Source organism: Psychromonas sp. CNPT3 (assembly GCF_000153405.2).
Taxonomy (GTDB): Bacteria; Pseudomonadota; Gammaproteobacteria; order Enterobacterales; family Psychromonadaceae; genus Psychromonas.
Genome location: NC_020802.1, coordinates 1,436,386 through 1,454,243, shown reverse-complemented (window position 1 = coordinate 1,454,243; position 17,858 = coordinate 1,436,386). Strand labels below are relative to the sequence as shown.

14 protein-coding genes are annotated in these 17,858 nt (G+C 36.3%); 10 read left to right on the top strand and 4 right to left on the bottom strand.

The features are described from left to right. The first annotated feature begins 145 nt into the window (after positions 1 to 145). From PCNPT3_RS06370 to PCNPT3_RS06330, 9 genes are all read left to right on the top strand, one after another. Positions 146 to 394: a DUF3297 family protein gene (locus tag PCNPT3_RS06370; protein WP_015465048.1), complete on the top strand. Its 249-nt coding sequence runs from the start codon at positions 146 to 148 to the stop codon at positions 392 to 394. Between the two features lie 335 nt (positions 395 to 729). Further along, positions 730 to 1,320, top strand: a complete 591-nt coding sequence (locus PCNPT3_RS06365) for a hypothetical protein (RefSeq protein ID WP_156801506.1) — start codon at positions 730 to 732, stop codon at positions 1,318 to 1,320. 361 nt (positions 1,321 to 1,681) lie between these two features. Continuing rightward, positions 1,682 to 3,094 (top strand): amidohydrolase, encoded by a 1,413-nt coding sequence (locus tag PCNPT3_RS06360; RefSeq protein ID WP_015465046.1) that lies wholly within the window; start codon positions 1,682 to 1,684, stop codon positions 3,092 to 3,094. Between the two features lie 293 nt (positions 3,095 to 3,387). Next, positions 3,388 to 4,323, top strand: coding sequence for an SDR family oxidoreductase (locus PCNPT3_RS06355; protein WP_332251535.1), 936 nt, complete (start codon positions 3,388 to 3,390; stop codon positions 4,321 to 4,323). Between the two features lie 65 nt (positions 4,324 to 4,388). Next, a complete protein-coding gene (locus tag PCNPT3_RS14415; protein ID WP_015465044.1) occupies positions 4,389 to 4,634 on the top strand; it encodes a DUF6868 family protein in 246 nt (81 codons plus the stop codon). A gap of 43 nt (positions 4,635 to 4,677) precedes the next feature. Further along, positions 4,678 to 5,025, top strand: a complete 348-nt coding sequence (locus PCNPT3_RS06345; protein WP_015465043.1) for a tRNA-binding protein — start codon at positions 4,678 to 4,680, stop codon at positions 5,023 to 5,025. Between the two features lie 1,361 nt (positions 5,026 to 6,386). Continuing rightward, complete coding sequence (locus PCNPT3_RS06340; RefSeq protein ID WP_015465042.1) at positions 6,387 to 8,459, top strand: methyl-accepting chemotaxis protein; 2,073 nt, start codon at positions 6,387 to 6,389, stop codon at positions 8,457 to 8,459. Positions 8,460 to 8,652: 193 nt separating this feature from the next. Next, positions 8,653 to 9,267 (top strand): LysE family translocator, encoded by a 615-nt coding sequence (locus tag PCNPT3_RS06335; RefSeq protein ID WP_015465041.1) that lies wholly within the window; start codon positions 8,653 to 8,655, stop codon positions 9,265 to 9,267. Positions 9,268 to 9,585: 318 nt separating this feature from the next. Next, entirely contained in the window at positions 9,586 to 11,667 is a 2,082-nt protein-coding gene (locus tag PCNPT3_RS06330; RefSeq protein WP_015465040.1) for a methyl-accepting chemotaxis protein, read from the top strand. Positions 11,668 to 11,748: 81 nt separating this feature from the next. Here PCNPT3_RS06330 and PCNPT3_RS06325 read toward each other — a convergent pair whose 3' ends face one another. The 3 genes from PCNPT3_RS06325 to PCNPT3_RS06315 form a co-directional block, all read right to left on the bottom strand. Beyond that, positions 11,749 to 12,372: a LysE/ArgO family amino acid transporter gene (locus tag PCNPT3_RS06325; RefSeq protein ID WP_015465039.1), complete on the bottom strand. Its 624-nt coding sequence runs from the start codon at positions 12,370 to 12,372 to the stop codon at positions 11,749 to 11,751. A gap of 227 nt (positions 12,373 to 12,599) precedes the next feature. Then, positions 12,600 to 13,448 carry a sulfurtransferase gene (locus PCNPT3_RS06320; RefSeq protein ID WP_015465038.1) on the bottom strand — a complete coding sequence of 283 codons (849 nt, stop codon included), beginning with the start codon at positions 13,446 to 13,448 and terminating at the stop codon, positions 12,600 to 12,602. A 259-nt stretch (positions 13,449 to 13,707) separates the two neighbouring features. After that, a complete protein-coding gene (locus PCNPT3_RS06315; protein WP_015465037.1) occupies positions 13,708 to 14,460 on the bottom strand; it encodes an ABC transporter permease in 753 nt (250 codons plus the stop codon). A gap of 1,188 nt (positions 14,461 to 15,648) precedes the next feature. Here PCNPT3_RS06315 and PCNPT3_RS06310 point away from each other — a divergent pair. Then, positions 15,649 to 16,827 carry a M20 aminoacylase family protein gene (locus tag PCNPT3_RS06310; protein WP_015465036.1) on the top strand — a complete coding sequence of 393 codons (1,179 nt, stop codon included), beginning with the start codon at positions 15,649 to 15,651 and terminating at the stop codon, positions 16,825 to 16,827. Positions 16,828 to 16,965: 138 nt separating this feature from the next. Here PCNPT3_RS06310 and PCNPT3_RS06305 read toward each other — a convergent pair whose 3' ends face one another. After that, positions 16,966 to 17,739, bottom strand: a complete 774-nt coding sequence (locus PCNPT3_RS06305; protein ID WP_015465035.1) for an NAD(P)H-binding protein — start codon at positions 17,737 to 17,739, stop codon at positions 16,966 to 16,968. Positions 17,740 to 17,858: the final 119 nt, after the last annotated feature.

Here is a 17,858-nt window from a genome sequence, read left to right as displayed (position 1 = left end):
AACACCTATTTACTTAAATAGGTGTTTTTTGTTGAAACGTAAATCCTGTTATGGACGAAAGCAGACTTTCTGACATAACAACTCTTGAGCGTGAGACATATATTGTCTACAATAGCGCACTATCTATTAACTACAGGTTTTGAACATGAACGACACTACATCACTACCCACTTTACCAGATCGCCTTTCAAGTGATCCCCGCAGTCCACACCACGTGGAAGAAATTTTTGAGCACAATATTGGTATTTTACTTAACGGCAAAGAACGTTTTGATGTAGAAGAATATTGTATCAGTGAAGGTTGGGTAAGAGTTCCTTCGCACAAAGCGATGGATCGTCGTGGTCATCCCCTTATGTTAACCGTAAAAGGCAAAGTAGAAGCTTTTTATAGTTAATTAAGACCAAGCAATGCTGAGGACGCTCCTCGGTATTGCATCTTTAATATATAAATCATTTCATATTCTCCACAATAAAAGTTAATGCCTCGTACGTCCTTTCTCATATTATGCTATAAAGCCTTATCTTCTGCGTAAATAACTATTATTCTACGTGGTGTTGATTTAAAAGGTCTTTTATATCAACACGGAAGGTATGCTCCATCTCTCTGAGTTGCAACTCATTTATTTGTTATAAAACAGCGTTATTTTAGTTTTTTGATACGCATAGGGCTTCTACTTTGATAAACGGATTTTACAAATCGCTTAATAACATTCTTTTAGTTCTCATCAGCATGATCTTTATTGTAGGTGGTGCCTGTAATAATGGCTTTTCAAGCTGTTTCTTGGCGATCCCATTCCTCATCTTATATTTTATAAAAATACATCGTTGCCCGTCATTACCAAAAATGCTAATCAACCTATTTTTAACCCTTATTTGTACCTTGGTTTTTTGGAATAAACCGACGAATCTACTGTTTTATCCGCATCTAAATAAAGAGTTCGAAATCAACAAGGGCTGGACCTATCTTAAAAGCGCAGATAGCTCGGTTTATCAACTCATCGCGCCTTCTAATGTCGAAATATTACGTAAGAATTTTGAGAAGAGTAAACTGGCTCTGCTAACAAAAAATACGCACATGACTATGCTGCGAATTGAAGTCACTCATCCTGATTTTTCAACCGTACTTAATCCCGTATTTATCGATAAAGAAGGTCAGGAGTACCGTATTTTTGGCGATGACCTACGCAATGCTATTCTGATAGGCTCGATTAAACCCCCTCATTTAAACAAGCCTTTTAGCCTACAATCGAGCTGGACTGTTGCACTTGGTAATTTGATGTATTGGCCCATTTCTCCCTGGCTTCTATTGGAACGATTTTAAAATAGTATCAATAGCATACAAATAAAAGCGAACAAATAAAGCAGATTTAGATCCTAAGATAAGCGCTGTTTTTTTAATGAGACAGAGTTAATAATTATTCATGTGCATCGTAGACATGAACGCAGAGATCCCTTAGTTTATAAATGATTACTCGCCATAACTTTTTTACAACGATATATTTTTATCTGTAAACATCAATTAATGGCGAAGACATTAATGACACTCTGCTCAGCGTCGTATTTCCTTTGCAGAGTATTTCTATCTTGTACACCTAAGACCAAAGGAACTAAAAAAGAGATCCGTCTTACTTGTTAAAATGATCACTTAATGAATTCCTCTGGTATAACATTGAGATTTAAACATGTTTGCTAAGCGCCACTTTTTAAAAAAAACGTTACTTGCCACTTCGATCCTCTTTGCAATGTCCGTTAATGCAACTGAAAACGTTGATCTGATGATCACCGATGCTACCGTCTTAACCATGAATGATAATAAAACGATTTATGAGCATGGCACCGTGGTCATAAAAGATAATAAAATTATCGCCGTGGGTGATGCAAGTATTAGCAAGCAATACAAAGCCGATAAAATACTAAATGTTGCGGGTGACATCGTGATGCCAGGTTTAATTAATACACATACCCATGTCTCCATGACGGTATTTCGCTCTTTAGCAGATGATGTGCCAAATCGTTTACATCGCTATATTTTCCCCTTAGAGAAAAAACTTGTTAGCCGTAATATGGTGCGCATTGGCGCTAACTTAGGCAATCTTGAAATGGTGAAAGGTGGTGTCACGACTTATAGCGACATGTACTACTTTGAAGATGAAGTCGCTAAAACAGTCGATAAAATAGGGATGCGTGCTATTTTAGGCGAAACCGTGATCAAATTCCCTGTTGCAGATGCAAAAAATGCCCAAGAGGGGATCCAATACGCCCTTAAGTTTATTGAAGAATATAAAAACCATCCACGTATTACTCCCGCATTTGCACCACATGCTCCTTATACCAACAGCACGGAAGTCTTACAGCAGATAACAAAGTTAGCCAAAAAACTCAATGTGCCTGTGTTGATCCATCTCGCCGAATCAAAACGTGAAAATGAAAAAATAGCAGCACGCGCCAACGGTAAAACACCGGTGGAATACATGCATAGTATTGGCTCACTCGACGAACGTTTGGTGGCTGCGCATATGATCAATGTTAGCGCATCTGATATCGAACTCGTCAAAAAAGCGGGTACCGGTGTTGCACATAATATGAGTGCTAATATTAAATCTGCAAAAGGTGTGTCGCCGGCGCTTGCGATGTACGATCAAGGTGTCCGTATTGGTTTAGGTACCGACGGTCCTATGTCTGGCAATACATTAAGTACCATTGATGAATTTAATCAAGTTGCCAAAGTACATAAATTGGTTAACCATGATAGAGGCGCAATGCCACCGATTAAAGTTATCGATATGGCAACAATGGGCGCTGCCAGAGCACTACATATGGAAGATAAAATTGGCTCTCTTGAAGTTGGAAAACTAGCAGATGTGATCGTCATTGATACTAAAGCGCCAAACATGATCCCAATGTACAACCCTTATTCGGTCTTAGTTTACTCCGCAAACTCTGCAAATGTACGCCATTCTATCATCGCTGGAAAATTGATAATGGAAGATCGTAAGATGCTCACGGTGAACGAAAAAGAGATCATTACTGAAGCTATCGCGTTTACTAAAAAAGTCCGTCAAGCAGTCATAGAAAATGGTGAAAAAGTGATCTAATCGATTCGCACCCTTGCGCTACGGCCTACCTTTACTCTTTAAGGCTATGTCGTGGCTCAATGTAACTAATAGCGAAAATCAATAAGGAAAATATAAACTAAAAAGGTTACCCGTCTTGCTTGTTGAAATTATCCCACCCTGCGTTGTGAGTTTTGAAGTGAGAACAACACTCTCCTACAACTCATGCATTGCTAGTGTTAATTTTTCCTGCGCAATACATGATAACTTAAAATTCCTTTGGTATAAGCAGGGCGCTTAACATATACAAGTTAATATTTATCACAATCCCTTTGATGTATGCTACACATAAGGGATCTTGTTTTTGTAAATCGTATAAAATGATAATTCAAAACTTTAAGGATAATATTATGATGCGCGTCTTAGTCGTAGGCTCTACCGGTTATTTGGGTAAGTTCATCGTAAAAAACCTGATAGAAAGAAACCTTCAATGCGTTGCATTAGCGAGAACCCCCTCCAAATTGCAACATTTACAGCAATCCATCGAGATTATTGAAGCCGATGTGACCAATACTTCATCTTTAATAAACTGCTGCGACAATATTGATATTGTTATCTCGACGCTCGGGATCACAAAGCAACAAGACGGCTTGTCATATATGGATATTGATTACCAAGCTAACTTAAACATCCTCAATGAAGCGCTACGGTGTGCGGTTAAAAAGTTTATATATGTCTCGGTGTTTAATGGTGATGCGTTACAAAATTTACAAATTTGCCAAGCCAAAGAAAAGTTTGTTAACACGTTAATTAATTCAGGTCTAGACTACTGCATAGTGCGCCCAACCGGGTTCTTTTCTGATATGACTGAATTTTATAATATGGCAAAAAAAGGCCGAATTTATTTATTTGGCAAAGGACAATATAAGTCAAACCCCATCCATGGAGATGATTTAGCGCAAGTTTGTATTGATGCAATCACAGAGGATCAAAAACAAATTTCAGTAGGGGGCCCAGACGTTTTCACCCAAACAGAGCTTGCTACGCTTGCGTTTGATGTACTGTCGATGCCCGTTAAAATCACCTATATCCCAGATTTCATCCGTGTTGCATTATTAAAGCTGTGTAAATTGATATTTAGTACGGCTAAATATGGGCCTATTGAGTTTTTCTTAAACGTATTAGTTATGGATATGAGCGCGCCAAAGTCGGGTGTTCATAAATTACGTCGATATTTTGAATCGTTAGTTAACAACAAAACGTCTAGATAACTAAACAGTAGGGCATAACACTACCCCCATATATTGCGGATTCAATCTTCTATGGAGAGTTAACCATGATAAATGTAGAATTTATAACAGCATTTTTCTGCTGGTGCACACTCATAAACCTTAGTTTTTTAATTTTATCTGTGTTGTTTATTTACCTTTTTCGCTCGTTTGCGATGCATACCCATACTCAGTTACTTGATATAAAAGCATCGGAGCTTCCCACGCTTTATTTTAAATTTTTGGCGCATTATAAACTTGGGATCATTCTCTTTAACTTAGTGCCATATATCGCGTTAAAATTAATGGATTAGAGTCATAAGTCAGCTATTTACTCAAAAACAATAAGGAATAATGATGCAACCAGCTCCAATTAAAGCATTGATTAGTTTTGAAGATTTTGAAAAGCTAGATATTCGTGTAGGTACCATTATATCTATCAGTGAGGTTAAAAAATCAAATAAATTAATGAAGTTAATGGTCGATTTTGGCGATCATACGCGTTCAATACTTTCGGGCATCAAACAAGAACGACTTGATGATATTGAAGGCAAACAAGCATTATTTGTTGTTAATCTTCCCGATAGAAAAATGGCAGGGGAATTATCACAAGGCATGTTATTTGATATCGGTTACGCCGATAACTTAAGCCTATGCTTAGCTATCCCTGATACAAAAGTCGCAAATGGAAGCCGAGCGGGTTAAATCGTCTCGATTACGATGATATAACAGATCCAGTGTAACGATATCGCTTTAAATCGGCATCGTTACATGATTGGTTGGCATATGTATCAAGTTATCTCATTGAGATTGCATGACTAAAAGACAAATTACGGATCAGTCATTGCATTTAAAGCGTGAAAAACGCATGAAGGTTAATAGTATATTATACATTTTATGTTAAATAGAAAATATGTTAAATAAGGACATAAAGCGCTAAACGTAGATATGAGATAACAATCCACACTTAGTCTATTTAACATAATATGCATTATGCGCAGTCATGTATTAGAAGGAAGGCAAGTCATCTATATGCTAAAAACCACTCAGATTAGATTTTCTGATTGTTAATTAACCTTCTTATATTTAGCCTTTCCCGCTCTACGTAAAATCTAAACTTGTTACGCTGTTATTAGTCATATATTTCACACTGCTAACTTGTCGCTTTGTAACTTATCCTGTCACGTAAAATCTGAGCCTTGTGTGGCTGTTGTTACCTGTAGATTTTACACAGCAAACTCAGCGTTAAATCTAAATTACCTTTAAACCTTTTTGGGTTCATATCATTAATTCTCTTACTTACTTTTAATAATATATTCTTAATTTCTTCAATTGGATTTATTATTTTCGCGGCTCATAAGCAACTAAAATATAACTGGCCAACAATATTGAAGTTGCTTAGCTATCCACTAAGCCCTTATCATTTTTAACTGTCATAGAGCCATTATCGAATGATTTATTGAGCGCTTAAGATTATCAGCATCAATATGGATCCTTATTTAGCGGTTTAACGTCATTAAGTATGGATCAAGCTGTCTATACTTATTTGACTATTCAGCTAAAAACCTTCAATTAAGCGCCACATCCTATTATTTCAGGATCCAGATATCTATTCATCCTTTTATCCAAGCAAAAAATAATCCTAAGTCCCCTTTTTAGCCTATCTGATAATCAACCAAGGTATTAATTTCCCACTAACTGCTACATGTATAAATAAAAATTAAATTCATGATTTATATTATCTGAATTTGAATGTTGAACGCCTAAATTTCAACTACGAGAGTATATATGTAACCTCATAAACCTATCGAGACTCTGTAACGTTTAACCTTTAATTCCCTTACAAAAAACATGTATTTAAGGTGGGAAATTTAACTTTGTTGCAACATACATCAAATTATTTTACCTATTAATCAATGCATTACACAAACATCTCAAATACAACAACATTATCATTAAAAGATTGAAACTTGAGTTCAATTAACGTAAATTTACACAATGTACCCAATACATCACTTACACTGCGCGCAGATCCACCGCGTCGGAATATTTAAAGGATCACATTTATGAAATTAACAATAAGAGTAAAACTTATTCTTACCTTATGTTTGCCCTTGTTATTACTCGGTATTTTTTCGATCACTTACCTGATTAATACAGAAAAAATAGTATTAATGGCTGAAAAAGAAAATGTCAAAGTAGAATTCACTAAGATGTTAAATAAAAACCTTCAAAATCAGGTTGATACCGTCACGCGATCTGTCAGTGCTTTATATGTACAATCCCAATTAGAACAGATTAAAAATTCCCTCAAAGATGAAATGTTCGACTTTAGGATCGCCATTGAAAAAATATATCAAAATAGTGACTCAAAAGAAGAGGCTGAAACAATCATCTTTGCTTTTTTAAATCAGTATCGTTGGAATAATGGCCGTTACCTCTTGGCTTATGATGCAAGCTCTTATGTGAGTAGAGCTAATGGTAGTAATACGATGTTAGTTGGGTTAAGTGATTATTATAAAAAAGATGCTGATGGGGGTTATTTTGTACAAGCCCTTGTTGCAGCAGCTAAAAAAGATGATATCGCCTTCACGCAATATGCCTATTTAAACCCCATGACCGAAAAAGCAGAAAATAAAGTCACCGTTTCTTTTTACTTTAAACCTTTAGATGTGGTCATTGCCACTGGCGAATATATTCGCACATTACAAAAAAGTAAACGTGAAATCGCCCTTGCGTCCTTAACCTCTGCTCGATATGGAAAAAAAGGCTACTTTTGGATCCAAGATGAAAAGGGTAATATTCTTGCCCACCCTATTTCCAGTTTTATTGGTAAAGCCAGTAAAAACGCTAAGAAAATAGTACAATCACTAAAAAACAATAAAGAAAACAGCATAAAAATAAAAGTAATAAACCCTAAAACAAAACAAACTGAGAATAAAATTGCCTACGCAAGAAAAATATTCCCAGATTGGGGTTGGACCATTGTCACAACAGCAGATGAGAGCGAGATCCTCGATGCAGAAGAAAAATTAACTAGCGTGACTAAAGATATTTTTAACGATAAAGTACGAAGTACCATTATTATTTCGGTCGTTTTACTGCTGGTATTTTTTGGTATTGCCTTTGTTATCGTCAGTAACATTGTCAAAGGTCTTATTACATTAAAAACGCGTATAGATACCCTCTCTACCGGCGAAGCCGACTTAACGTCTCGTATCGAAATTACCTCGAATGATGAGCTGGCAGATATTGGCCTTTCCGTAAATAACTTTATTATTTACTTACAAGCTATGATCCAAGATATTTCTCAAGCTTCTGAGAATATTACCGAAAGTATTGAACAACTTAATATTCAATCGGAACAAAATAATAAAGCATTATTAGTGCATGCAACCGAAACAGAGCAAGTGGTCAGTGCCATTACGGAAATGAGTGCAACATCAGAAACGGTTGCCCAAGGCGCCAATGAAACGGCCAGTAATACACAAAAAGCAAACGAAGAAGCCTTACTCGCAAAAGAAATTGTTGTAGAAGCTTCAAACAGTGTCTTTTCTCTCGTTGATGAAGTTGACTCTGCATCTGATAACATCAATAAGATGAATGAAAATACGTTACAAATAATCAAAGTCTTGAGCGTCATCGGAGATATTGCGGATCAAACTAATTTACTTGCCCTAAACGCTGCGATTGAAGCTGCCCGCGCCGGGGAGCAAGGCAGAGGTTTTGCCGTTGTTGCAGATGAAGTGCGCTCGCTTGCTGCCAGAACGCAAACTAGTACGGCTGAAATAAATGCGATTTTGACAACGTTACGATCTGACGCCACTGTTGCTGTTGCATCGATGGAACTCACTAAAGAGAGTTGTCAACGCACCGCTAAAAACACCGAAAAAGTCACCGTCAGTCTCGATCATTTAACCGCGTTTATTGTTGAAATTAATGATTTAAGTACACAAATCGCGACAGCTTCTGAAGAGCAAAGCTCAGTAAATGAAGAAGTAAGTCGTAATATGTCTAATATTAATCAAACCGTGCAAGATTTAACCTTAAACGGACAAGCCAATGTTGATAGTACACAAAACCTAGCAACGGCAAATTCACAATTAAATTCATTAGTCAGTAAGTTTAAATTAAAATAAAAATCAGCCGACCCTCTTTATATAAAGAGGGTCGGCATTTTTTACTTTAGCCTCTTCTACCTTTTATTACCCCTGCATTAGCCCTCGTATCAATGTACTTATTAAGCGCATAAATAAACCTAAAGCACTCTATTTAGTTCTAACGCTTTGCGTATAATGCAGATCTAAAAAATTATTTTAAAGAGCACCTTTTATGTTTCCCCTAGAACTTCTATTTAGTTATATCACCGCCGTCACTATTCTGGTCATGATGCCTGGCGTCGACAGTTTATTAACCATCACTATGACTAAAACACTGAACTGGAAAGCCGGGATACTCGTTGCAGTCGGAAATTTAATTGGAGGGCTAAGTTTAACTATCGTGAGTTCGTTATTGATCGCAGGTTTTCTAAGTATGAATGAAACCGTCAATACTTTTATTCAAGTCGCAAGCTCTCTTTACTTATTAAGAATGGGCTGGCAGATTTACCACAGTGAACCTTGTACCCCCAAAGGACATATCAGTATCAAAAAATCAAAAATAGTAACCACGGCTATCATGAGTAACTTGTCTAACCCCAAAGCACTTACCTTTTTTCTCTTTTTGATCCCTCAATTTGTGACAACGACCTCCTCTACTGGGATGTTGCAACAAGCGTTGGTTTTAGGGTTTATTTTAAATGTGATCGGCTTTTGTTATCTTAGCTCTTTAGCATTACTTGCTTCCAAAATTAAAATGTCATTTATGCAGAGTGCGCATACCAATAAAATCATTGGGATCTTATTTGCTTCTATTGCTTTTTATCTACTTTATCTGCGTTTTAACTAAAATTAGTTATATGTAAAAACACAAAGTAAAATTCACTTAATTTAACCTATATTTTGATGTTTATTTTAAAAAAACAACATTGAAATATAAGTTAACATTTAACATTGCACAATAATTTTATGAAATAAAAAACAAACATAAAAAACAACAAGTTACACCCACATTCATTACTTACCCTCTTAATATTCGATTTATTTTCATCTAAAGTTAGATTTGAGTAACAACTTTTAATAAACAATTACATAAATAATACATCATTTCAAAACATCTCCTATACTCCTACTTCAACCCACATCCACAATTTATAGGATCACATTTATGAGATTCACAATAAAAGCAAAACTGATTATTACATTATGTTTTCCTTTGATATTATTTGGCGTTTTTTTTATTGTCAATTTGCTCGAAACAGAAACGACTGTATTAGCAACAGAAAAAGAAAATGTTAGACATGAATTTTCTAAAGTAGTAAATGAAAGCTTAAAAAATCAAGTCGAAACAGTGACTCGCAGTGTTAATAACTTCTATGTCCAATCAAACACAGAAAGTATTAAAAAGTCTCTACACACCGAAATGAGTGATTTTAAAAAAAGCATTACCCAAATTTATAACAACAGCTCGACTAAAAAGGCAGCATCAAAAACAATCAATGCTTTTCTTAACAGCTATCGCTGGAATAATGGACGTTATTTCTTTGCCTATAATGCAACAACTTTCATTAGTCAGGCATCGGGTAGTAACATTAAATTAGTGGGTTCAAATGGCTATTTACGCAAAGATGCAAACGGTGACTATGTCATACAAAATATTATTAAAGATGCCAAAGTGGCCGGTAGTAAAAAAATGGCTTTCACTCGTTATCCTTTTTTGAACCCAGTAACGGGGAAAACAGAAGGTAAGATCACGATTTCTTTTTACTTTAAACCTCTGGATCTCGTCGTTTCTACCGGAGAATACATTAGCACCCTGCAAGCGGATAAACTGGTCTCTACCTTAGCGTCATTAACTGCTGCAAAGTATGGTAAAAACGGACATTTTTGGGTACAAGATGATAATGGCATTATTTTAGCGCATCCTGACAGTACTCTCGTCGGGAAAGTGAATGAAAATACTAAAAATATTGCTCTCTCTCTTAAAAATAAGCCTGAAAATTTCATGAAAATTTCAGAGCTTAATTCTAAAACCAAAATGTTAGAAAATAAAATTGTGTATGCTAAAAAGATTTTCCCTGAATGGGGCTGGACAATTATTACCAGCGCTAATGAAAAAGATATTGTTATAGCCGAAAGAAAATTAACCGATGCAACCACGCAGATATTTGAAGAGAGGGTTCAAAGTACCATCATTACATCCTCTGTTCTCATGCTAATCTTCTTTATTGTTGCCGTTACTATTATCAATAAAATAATGCAGAAATTAGTATTCTTAAAATCACGAATTGATGTTTTATCGACAGGCGATGCAGATTTAACGTCGCGTATTGCCATTGACTCTGATGATGAGTTAGGCGACATTAGCCAGTCTGTTAATCAGTTTATTATGTATTTGCAAACGATGATGAAAGAGATCGCCATGGCATCAAATAAAATCACGGCGACGATTGAGCAGCTTAATGTGCAATCAGATCAAAACCATAAAGCATTATCTGTGCATGCAGCAGAAACAGAGCAAGTAGTGAGTTCCATTACAGAAATGAGTGCAACCTCTGACGCTGTCGCACAAGATGCAAGTGAAACAGCCAGTAATACCAAAAGTGCTAATGAAGAAGCGTTACTTGCTAAGGAAATAGTGGGAGATGCATCAAACAGTGTGCTTGCGCTTGTTGATGAGGTAGATTCAGCTTCTGCAAATATTAATAAAATGAACGAAAATACCGTACAAATTATTAATGTGCTAAGTGTCATTGGCGATATTGCAGAGCAAACTAATTTACTTGCCTTAAATGCAGCCATTGAAGCCGCAAGGGCCGGAGAGCAAGGTCGTGGTTTTGCCGTGGTAGCAGATGAAGTTCGATCTTTAGCAGCGAGAACGCAAAGTAGTACGGCGGAGATCAATAGCATATTGACGATATTAAGATCTGATGCAAATATTGCAGTTGCGTCAATGGACTTGACCAAAGAGAGTTGTCAACGTACCGCTAAAAACACAGAGAAAGTAAATCAGAGCTTAGATAATCTAACTTCCTATATCGTTGGTATCAATGATTTAAGTACGCAGATAGCGACCGCATCTGAGCAGCAAAGCTCAGTGAGTGAAGAAGTTAGTCTTAATATGTCAAATATCCACCAAACAGTACAAGAGTTAAAATCAAATGGCGAATCTAATGTCAATAGTACGAAAAACTTAGCCATTGCTAATGCACAATTAAATAAATTAGTTAAGAAATTTAAAGTGAGCTGATGTTAATGAACTGACATTAAAAACCCGTATAAAGAACATTTTTATACGGGTTTTTTTATGGATCAAAGCATAATATATTATCTAAATAACATATTGAATCAGACTGATCGCAATGAAAAGCATGATACAACCGATAATAAAATCAAAAATACGCCATGTATGTGGTTTTTTAAAAAGCGGAATGAGTATGCGAGAGCCATAACCTAGACTAAAGAACCACACAAATGAAATTAATAATGCACCGGTAAGAAAGGCTATTTTTTCATCATAACTAAAGGTGCCAGCAACGCCACCCACAACGACCACAGTGTCAAAATAAACTTGAGGATTAAGCAAGGTGACCGCAAGCGTGGAGAGTAAAACCTTGATCAATTGCTTTTCTTTTACCTCGCCACTTAAATCAGTTAAATTTAAACTACTTGTCCCTTTATATGAACTAATAAAAGCCGTCAGTGCATAATACAGTAGGAAAATAGCGCCACCTATGGCCAAGACGTTACCTAAAGTAGGAGACGTGCTAATAAAATGGCCTAAGCCCAACACCCCTATTCCCATTAAAATAACATCACAAGTAAAGCATAATAAGCAAACATAAAAAATATTGTTTTTTAATAAGCCTTGTCTTAAAACAAATGCATTTTGACTACCAATCGCCACGATCAAACTACCAGAAACCAAAGCTCCCTTGATGACAAACTCTAACATCACATTTTCCCTAACGTTTATATTTTATAAAATTGTATTATTGTCTATTGTTAAGCAGATCAAAATCATTAACCTTTTATCCTTTACGATCAACTGTAAAAAGACGACTTTTTCATCACTAAAAATTTAGTTTTATGTTATATACCATTGAGTTTAAAGTCAATTTTAAAACAGGTCTAATATAAAGAGGTTTCATCATAACGCCCTCTTTTATATTATAATTGTGATCATGATATAGGAAGAGAAGGATCCTTGCCCCACGTAGCCCAAGAGCCATCGTATAATTGCACCTCTTTAAAACCTGCCAGCAAAGCTGCCACAAGTACAATACAAGCCGTAATACCCGAGCCACACGAGACTATTAAAGGCGTGTTGGGAAGAATATTTAAGTCGTCAAATTGCTGCTTTATATGTGCAATAGAGTGATATTGGATATCGTTTAAAACCAAGCTAAAAGGCATGTTTTTAGATTTTGGAATATGCCCACATCTCATCCCTTCTCGAGGCTCAGGCACGCGCGCAAAAAAACGATCGGCAGAGCGCACATCAATTAGCGTTGCCTTTTGTGTGCTGATATTCAACGAAACCTGCTCGGTAGAAACTATCCTCTGTGAATTTAAAGCCAACACATTAGGGCTGTTTTTTATCGATTTTAAGCGCGTACATAACTGTGGAGATTGCGTGGTTGCACGGCCCTCTGCCAACCATTTTGGTAAGCCCCCATCGAGAATAAAAACATTTTTATAGCCAAAAGACGTTAAAATCCACCACACACGTGGCGCACTGTAAATGCCCTGATCATCATAAATTATTAATGTACTCTCAGTATTAAAACCGATCCTTTGTGCACATTTTTGCAATTGCTCTTTTGTAGGAAAACAGTGCGTCATTGCACTATTAAGATCGGATAATTCCGTATCGATATCTATTTTATAAGATTTTATAATATGCTGAGGTTTTTCATATATCAGCGCTTCTTTTCCGATCACATTTTTCATACTAACGTCTAATATAAACAGATCTTCTGTAAAAAGATGCTGATCAAGCCACTGCGTAGAGACAAGAGGTGAACACATTCTATTTCCTTATATCTAAATTAAATCACTCTAAGCCCTGTTGGCCTAAAGCAGGTAAATTGTTTAAAGGGTAATTAATATTGCCTACAAATAGCCTGATTAATTAACGTTATCCTAAATTTATCTTATTGTTATCTCTGTTGTTTTTAAAAGATCATACAATAAAATTAATGAAGTGATCATGTATTGCGACGGACAATTAGCACTGCCAAGGCGAGAGTTATAGGAGATAATTTCAACAAGCAAGACGGATCACTTTTTAGTTCCTTTGATAAATGCTATAACGCACGGTTAACGATAAGCACAATGCAACAGAAAGACTTAACATCACAAAAATAGCCAACATGATCAGCAATTGATACTTTATGGCAAGCATAGGATCACTACCACTTAATATTTGGCCCGTCATCATTCCCGGCAATGTTACTAACCCCGTTGTTGCCATTGACGCTAATATTGGGGCTAATGATTGGCGCAAGGCGTCTTGCACAAAAGCAAAGCTTGCCTGAACAGAATTGGCGCCGAGTGCCAATGCACTTTCGTATTGATCTTTTTTATCTTTAAAGGAATTAAATAAGTGCTGTAAGGCAACAATATTCCCACTTAAGCAGTTACCTAATAGCATTCCCGCTAAAGGGATCAAATATTGTGCATTATAAAAAGGCTCTACTTTTAATATGCCAATAAGCAATAATGACAAGATGGGGAACAAGGCAACACAGAGGCTGATCAATACCGGCCAGAATATCTTTTTACGCGTATATTTGGTATTTGATACGATAGCACTACAACCCACTAACAACATCATCAATAGCCAAGCTATATTTATATACGCATTATTCAACACAAATAAAAATTTTAAATATGAGCCTACCAAGAATAATTGAGCGCTCATTCGCAAGATCGAGATATTAAAAACACGTAATAATTGTAAGTCAAAATAAGCATTAATAAGGTAAGGTATTATTAATGCGCATGCAAAGAGAAGCAATTGTCCCCAGGTTATATCCATCACGATAGAGTCCTAAATACCAGTAAATCTAAAACAAATAAAGGTGTTTTCCTCATTTTTATATGCATTCCATATTTTTCTGCGCGGGAGCCAAGGTACCAAAAAAAAGGGCTAAGATCGTAAAAAAATGGATTTATGTGACGTTTCCCGAAAAAATCAAAGTAGCGGGTATACGTTAATAAATATAAAAGTGAACCAAAATTCTCGCATCATTACATCCTTGCACTTAATACCCTGAAAATACAGAGCAGAGCAACAATTACAAATAAAACCGACCATTGCAACACTTGAAGTTCCTCTAATAGCACCCAAGTATAAATATCGTCATAATGACCAAATATCGACATGATCCATAACGCAATAAAAAGATACAATACCCCGATTATACGGGTAGACGACACAAATATACTTTTATTTTTACATTTTATAAATGCAAAAGTACTCATAATGAGGAGTCCAACGCCACAGAAAACAAAGCGTAGAAAATACGTGCCCAAACCCGATGCGTAACCCCTTTCAGTACCAAACCAACGTCCAAAACTAAGTAACGAAAATATCCAAATAAATTTAGAAGTAAAATAGAAACCTAATAACGCATAAGTAAAAGCACAGCCCAGCAAAAAACTTACAAAAGGCTAAGCAAATGAATATTTGCAACCATCTTGCCTGAACACCCTAAAACTAGCCCTATGATCAATCGCTTTAGACAATGTTTTTGCTTCGAAGTGGTGATTTTCAGGATAAATCCGCAGAGTGTTATAGCGGATAGTTAAATCTATCATTATTTTAATATCACGCGCTTCATCTTAAGATAAGGATAAGGATAAGGATAATATTAAAGCCATTTCCTCTTTTATTACGAATAATTTTAGATGATAACCTTATATACCTTATCAGGCAGTCATTAGATCCTCGATAACACCTAAAGAGTCTCTAAAATTAGACTATCCTCTTGCTTATAAAAGATATATGTCGTGGTGATCTGTTTCAATGTTATGTCAGTATGCTAAATCCGATTTTCTTTTCTGACTTTACATCTTGAAGTATCAAAGGTATATATTAAGAATACCCTCTTTATGATTGCACCGATTTAAACATATCTCTTTGAGAAGAAGAGATATACAAAATTTAAATGATGCTTTTAATCGCGCTTATCAACGATGCCGAAAAAACAACTTAGGAAGATCAATGATTGAATATATCAATGAAAAAGACCCTATCGTGCAACGTATGCGTGAATTTAGACAAGATATTCATGCTCATCCCGAATTAGCCTACGAAGAAAAAAGAACGGCTGATAAAATTCTAGAAATATTAATGTCTTTAGAGATGGATGACATTCAAACTGGGCTTGCAAAAACAGGGATAGTCGCGGTTTTAAAAGGAAATAACCCCGATACTCGCCATGTTGGACTCCGAGCAGACATGGACGCGTTACCCATGCAGGAAAAAAACACATGTGCGCATCGCTCTTGTTATGCCCATAAAATGCATGCTTGTGGCCACGATGGACATATTACCATGCTCCTTAGTGCTGCTATTTATTTAAGTAAGACGCGATCTTTTGAAGGAACCTTATATTTTATTTTTCAACCTGCTGAAGAAAATGCAGGCGGCGCGCGCGTCATGTTAGAAGAGAATTTCTTACAAAGGTTCCCGCTTACTGAAGTTTATGGGTTACATAATTGGCCAGGGATAAAAAGTGGACATTTTGTGGTACATGCTGGGCCTGTAATGGCATCAATGGATACCTTTGAGATAACTATTAGTGGCCAAGGCGGACATGCAGGGATACCAAATACATGTAAAGATCCACTTATCGCAGCATCTCAGTTGGTCGGTGCATTACAAACCATTGTCGCTCGAAACATCAGCCCCTTTGACGCGGCCGTTATCAGTGTGACTCAATTAAAAGGTGGCGACTCCTCTAATATTATTGCGGATAAAACGTATGCACAAGGCACTGTTAGAACCTTCTCATCAAAAATTCAACAACAGATAATAGATGCCATGCAACGAATGTGTAAGGGAATGGCGATAGCTTTTGATGTCGAGATTTCGCTTAATTACCAACAATGTTTTCCTGCCACCTTAAATAGAAAAGAGAATGCTAAAAAATGTGAGAATGCGGCAGTGCAGATTGCGGGTAAACAAAACGTCTATACGGATCTTCCCGCAAGTATGGGCGCTGAAGACTTTTCATTATTTTTACAACAAGTACCCGGGGCTTATATTTGGATAGGCAATGGCGAAAAAAGTGGCTCATTACACAGTACTAAATATGATTTTAATGATAACTTAATTTGTACTGGCGCAAATTACTGGATCCAATTAGCGCACAGCAAAGACGTCGTTGGCGTCATCTGAGTATCGTTAGCCATTTATTTAAGGGTTTATTGCGCGAAGATAACCCCTTAAATACGATTCAAAATGAATTTATCAGGCACTGGGAAATATCAAGGTACAAGGCGTAACCCTTGTTAATAAGCATTGCCTTTCAGGTGTTTAAAATTTAAAACCCAGTAAATTAGGGTGTAAGAAACGATAATTTAAGTCGACCTTGATCTTTTGATTACTGATCACTTTATCGTGATTGTCAGTCTGTTCTAAAAATTTAGGTGCTGGCATTGCCAATGTTTTAGCGGCTGCACAATAAAACAGTTTTCTTGATGGATGCGTATCAGAGCAAGCATTATAGATTTCACCCCATGCATTACTCTCTATTACCGAGTATATAATTTTAATACAATCATCTCGATGGATCATATTAACACTAGATGCTGGATTTTTAATGCATCGGTCGCCTGTAAAAAATAACGCGGGATCTCGGCCATAACCGAGTAGGCCAGAAAATCGAATGATGGTTGTGTCAAAAGACTGATTTGTTGTAAATAAATTTTCGATATCTACCAAAGCACAAGGAACAAGCGCATCATTTTCTGATACCATCCCCTCTTTATTTGCATACACCGACGTGGCACTGATAAAAATAACATGCTTAATATTGGCTTTTTGTATTGCGCTTGTTAACGTTACAAATGCTTCGATACCTTTATAGGGAATATTAACAATAAGAATATCTGCATTAAAAAATTCATCGGCATCATATTTTTCTTGGCTAATATCGAGTAGAAAGGCTGGCACCCCTTTTTGTTGTAACAGATCAAAGCGCGCAGATGAGCGAGTCGAGCCTTTTACATCATAGCCTCTTGATATTAAGCACTCAGCAAGTGGCAAACCAAGCCAACCACTACCGAGTACGCTTATTTTTTTTTGCATAGGACTCCCTCTTTAGCCTTATTATGTGTAGATAAGTATTTTCCAATACTCGTTTTTCATTATGACTTATCTAAGCTATCTGCATATAAAATAGTTTATGATCTTGTTCTTAATCGCAT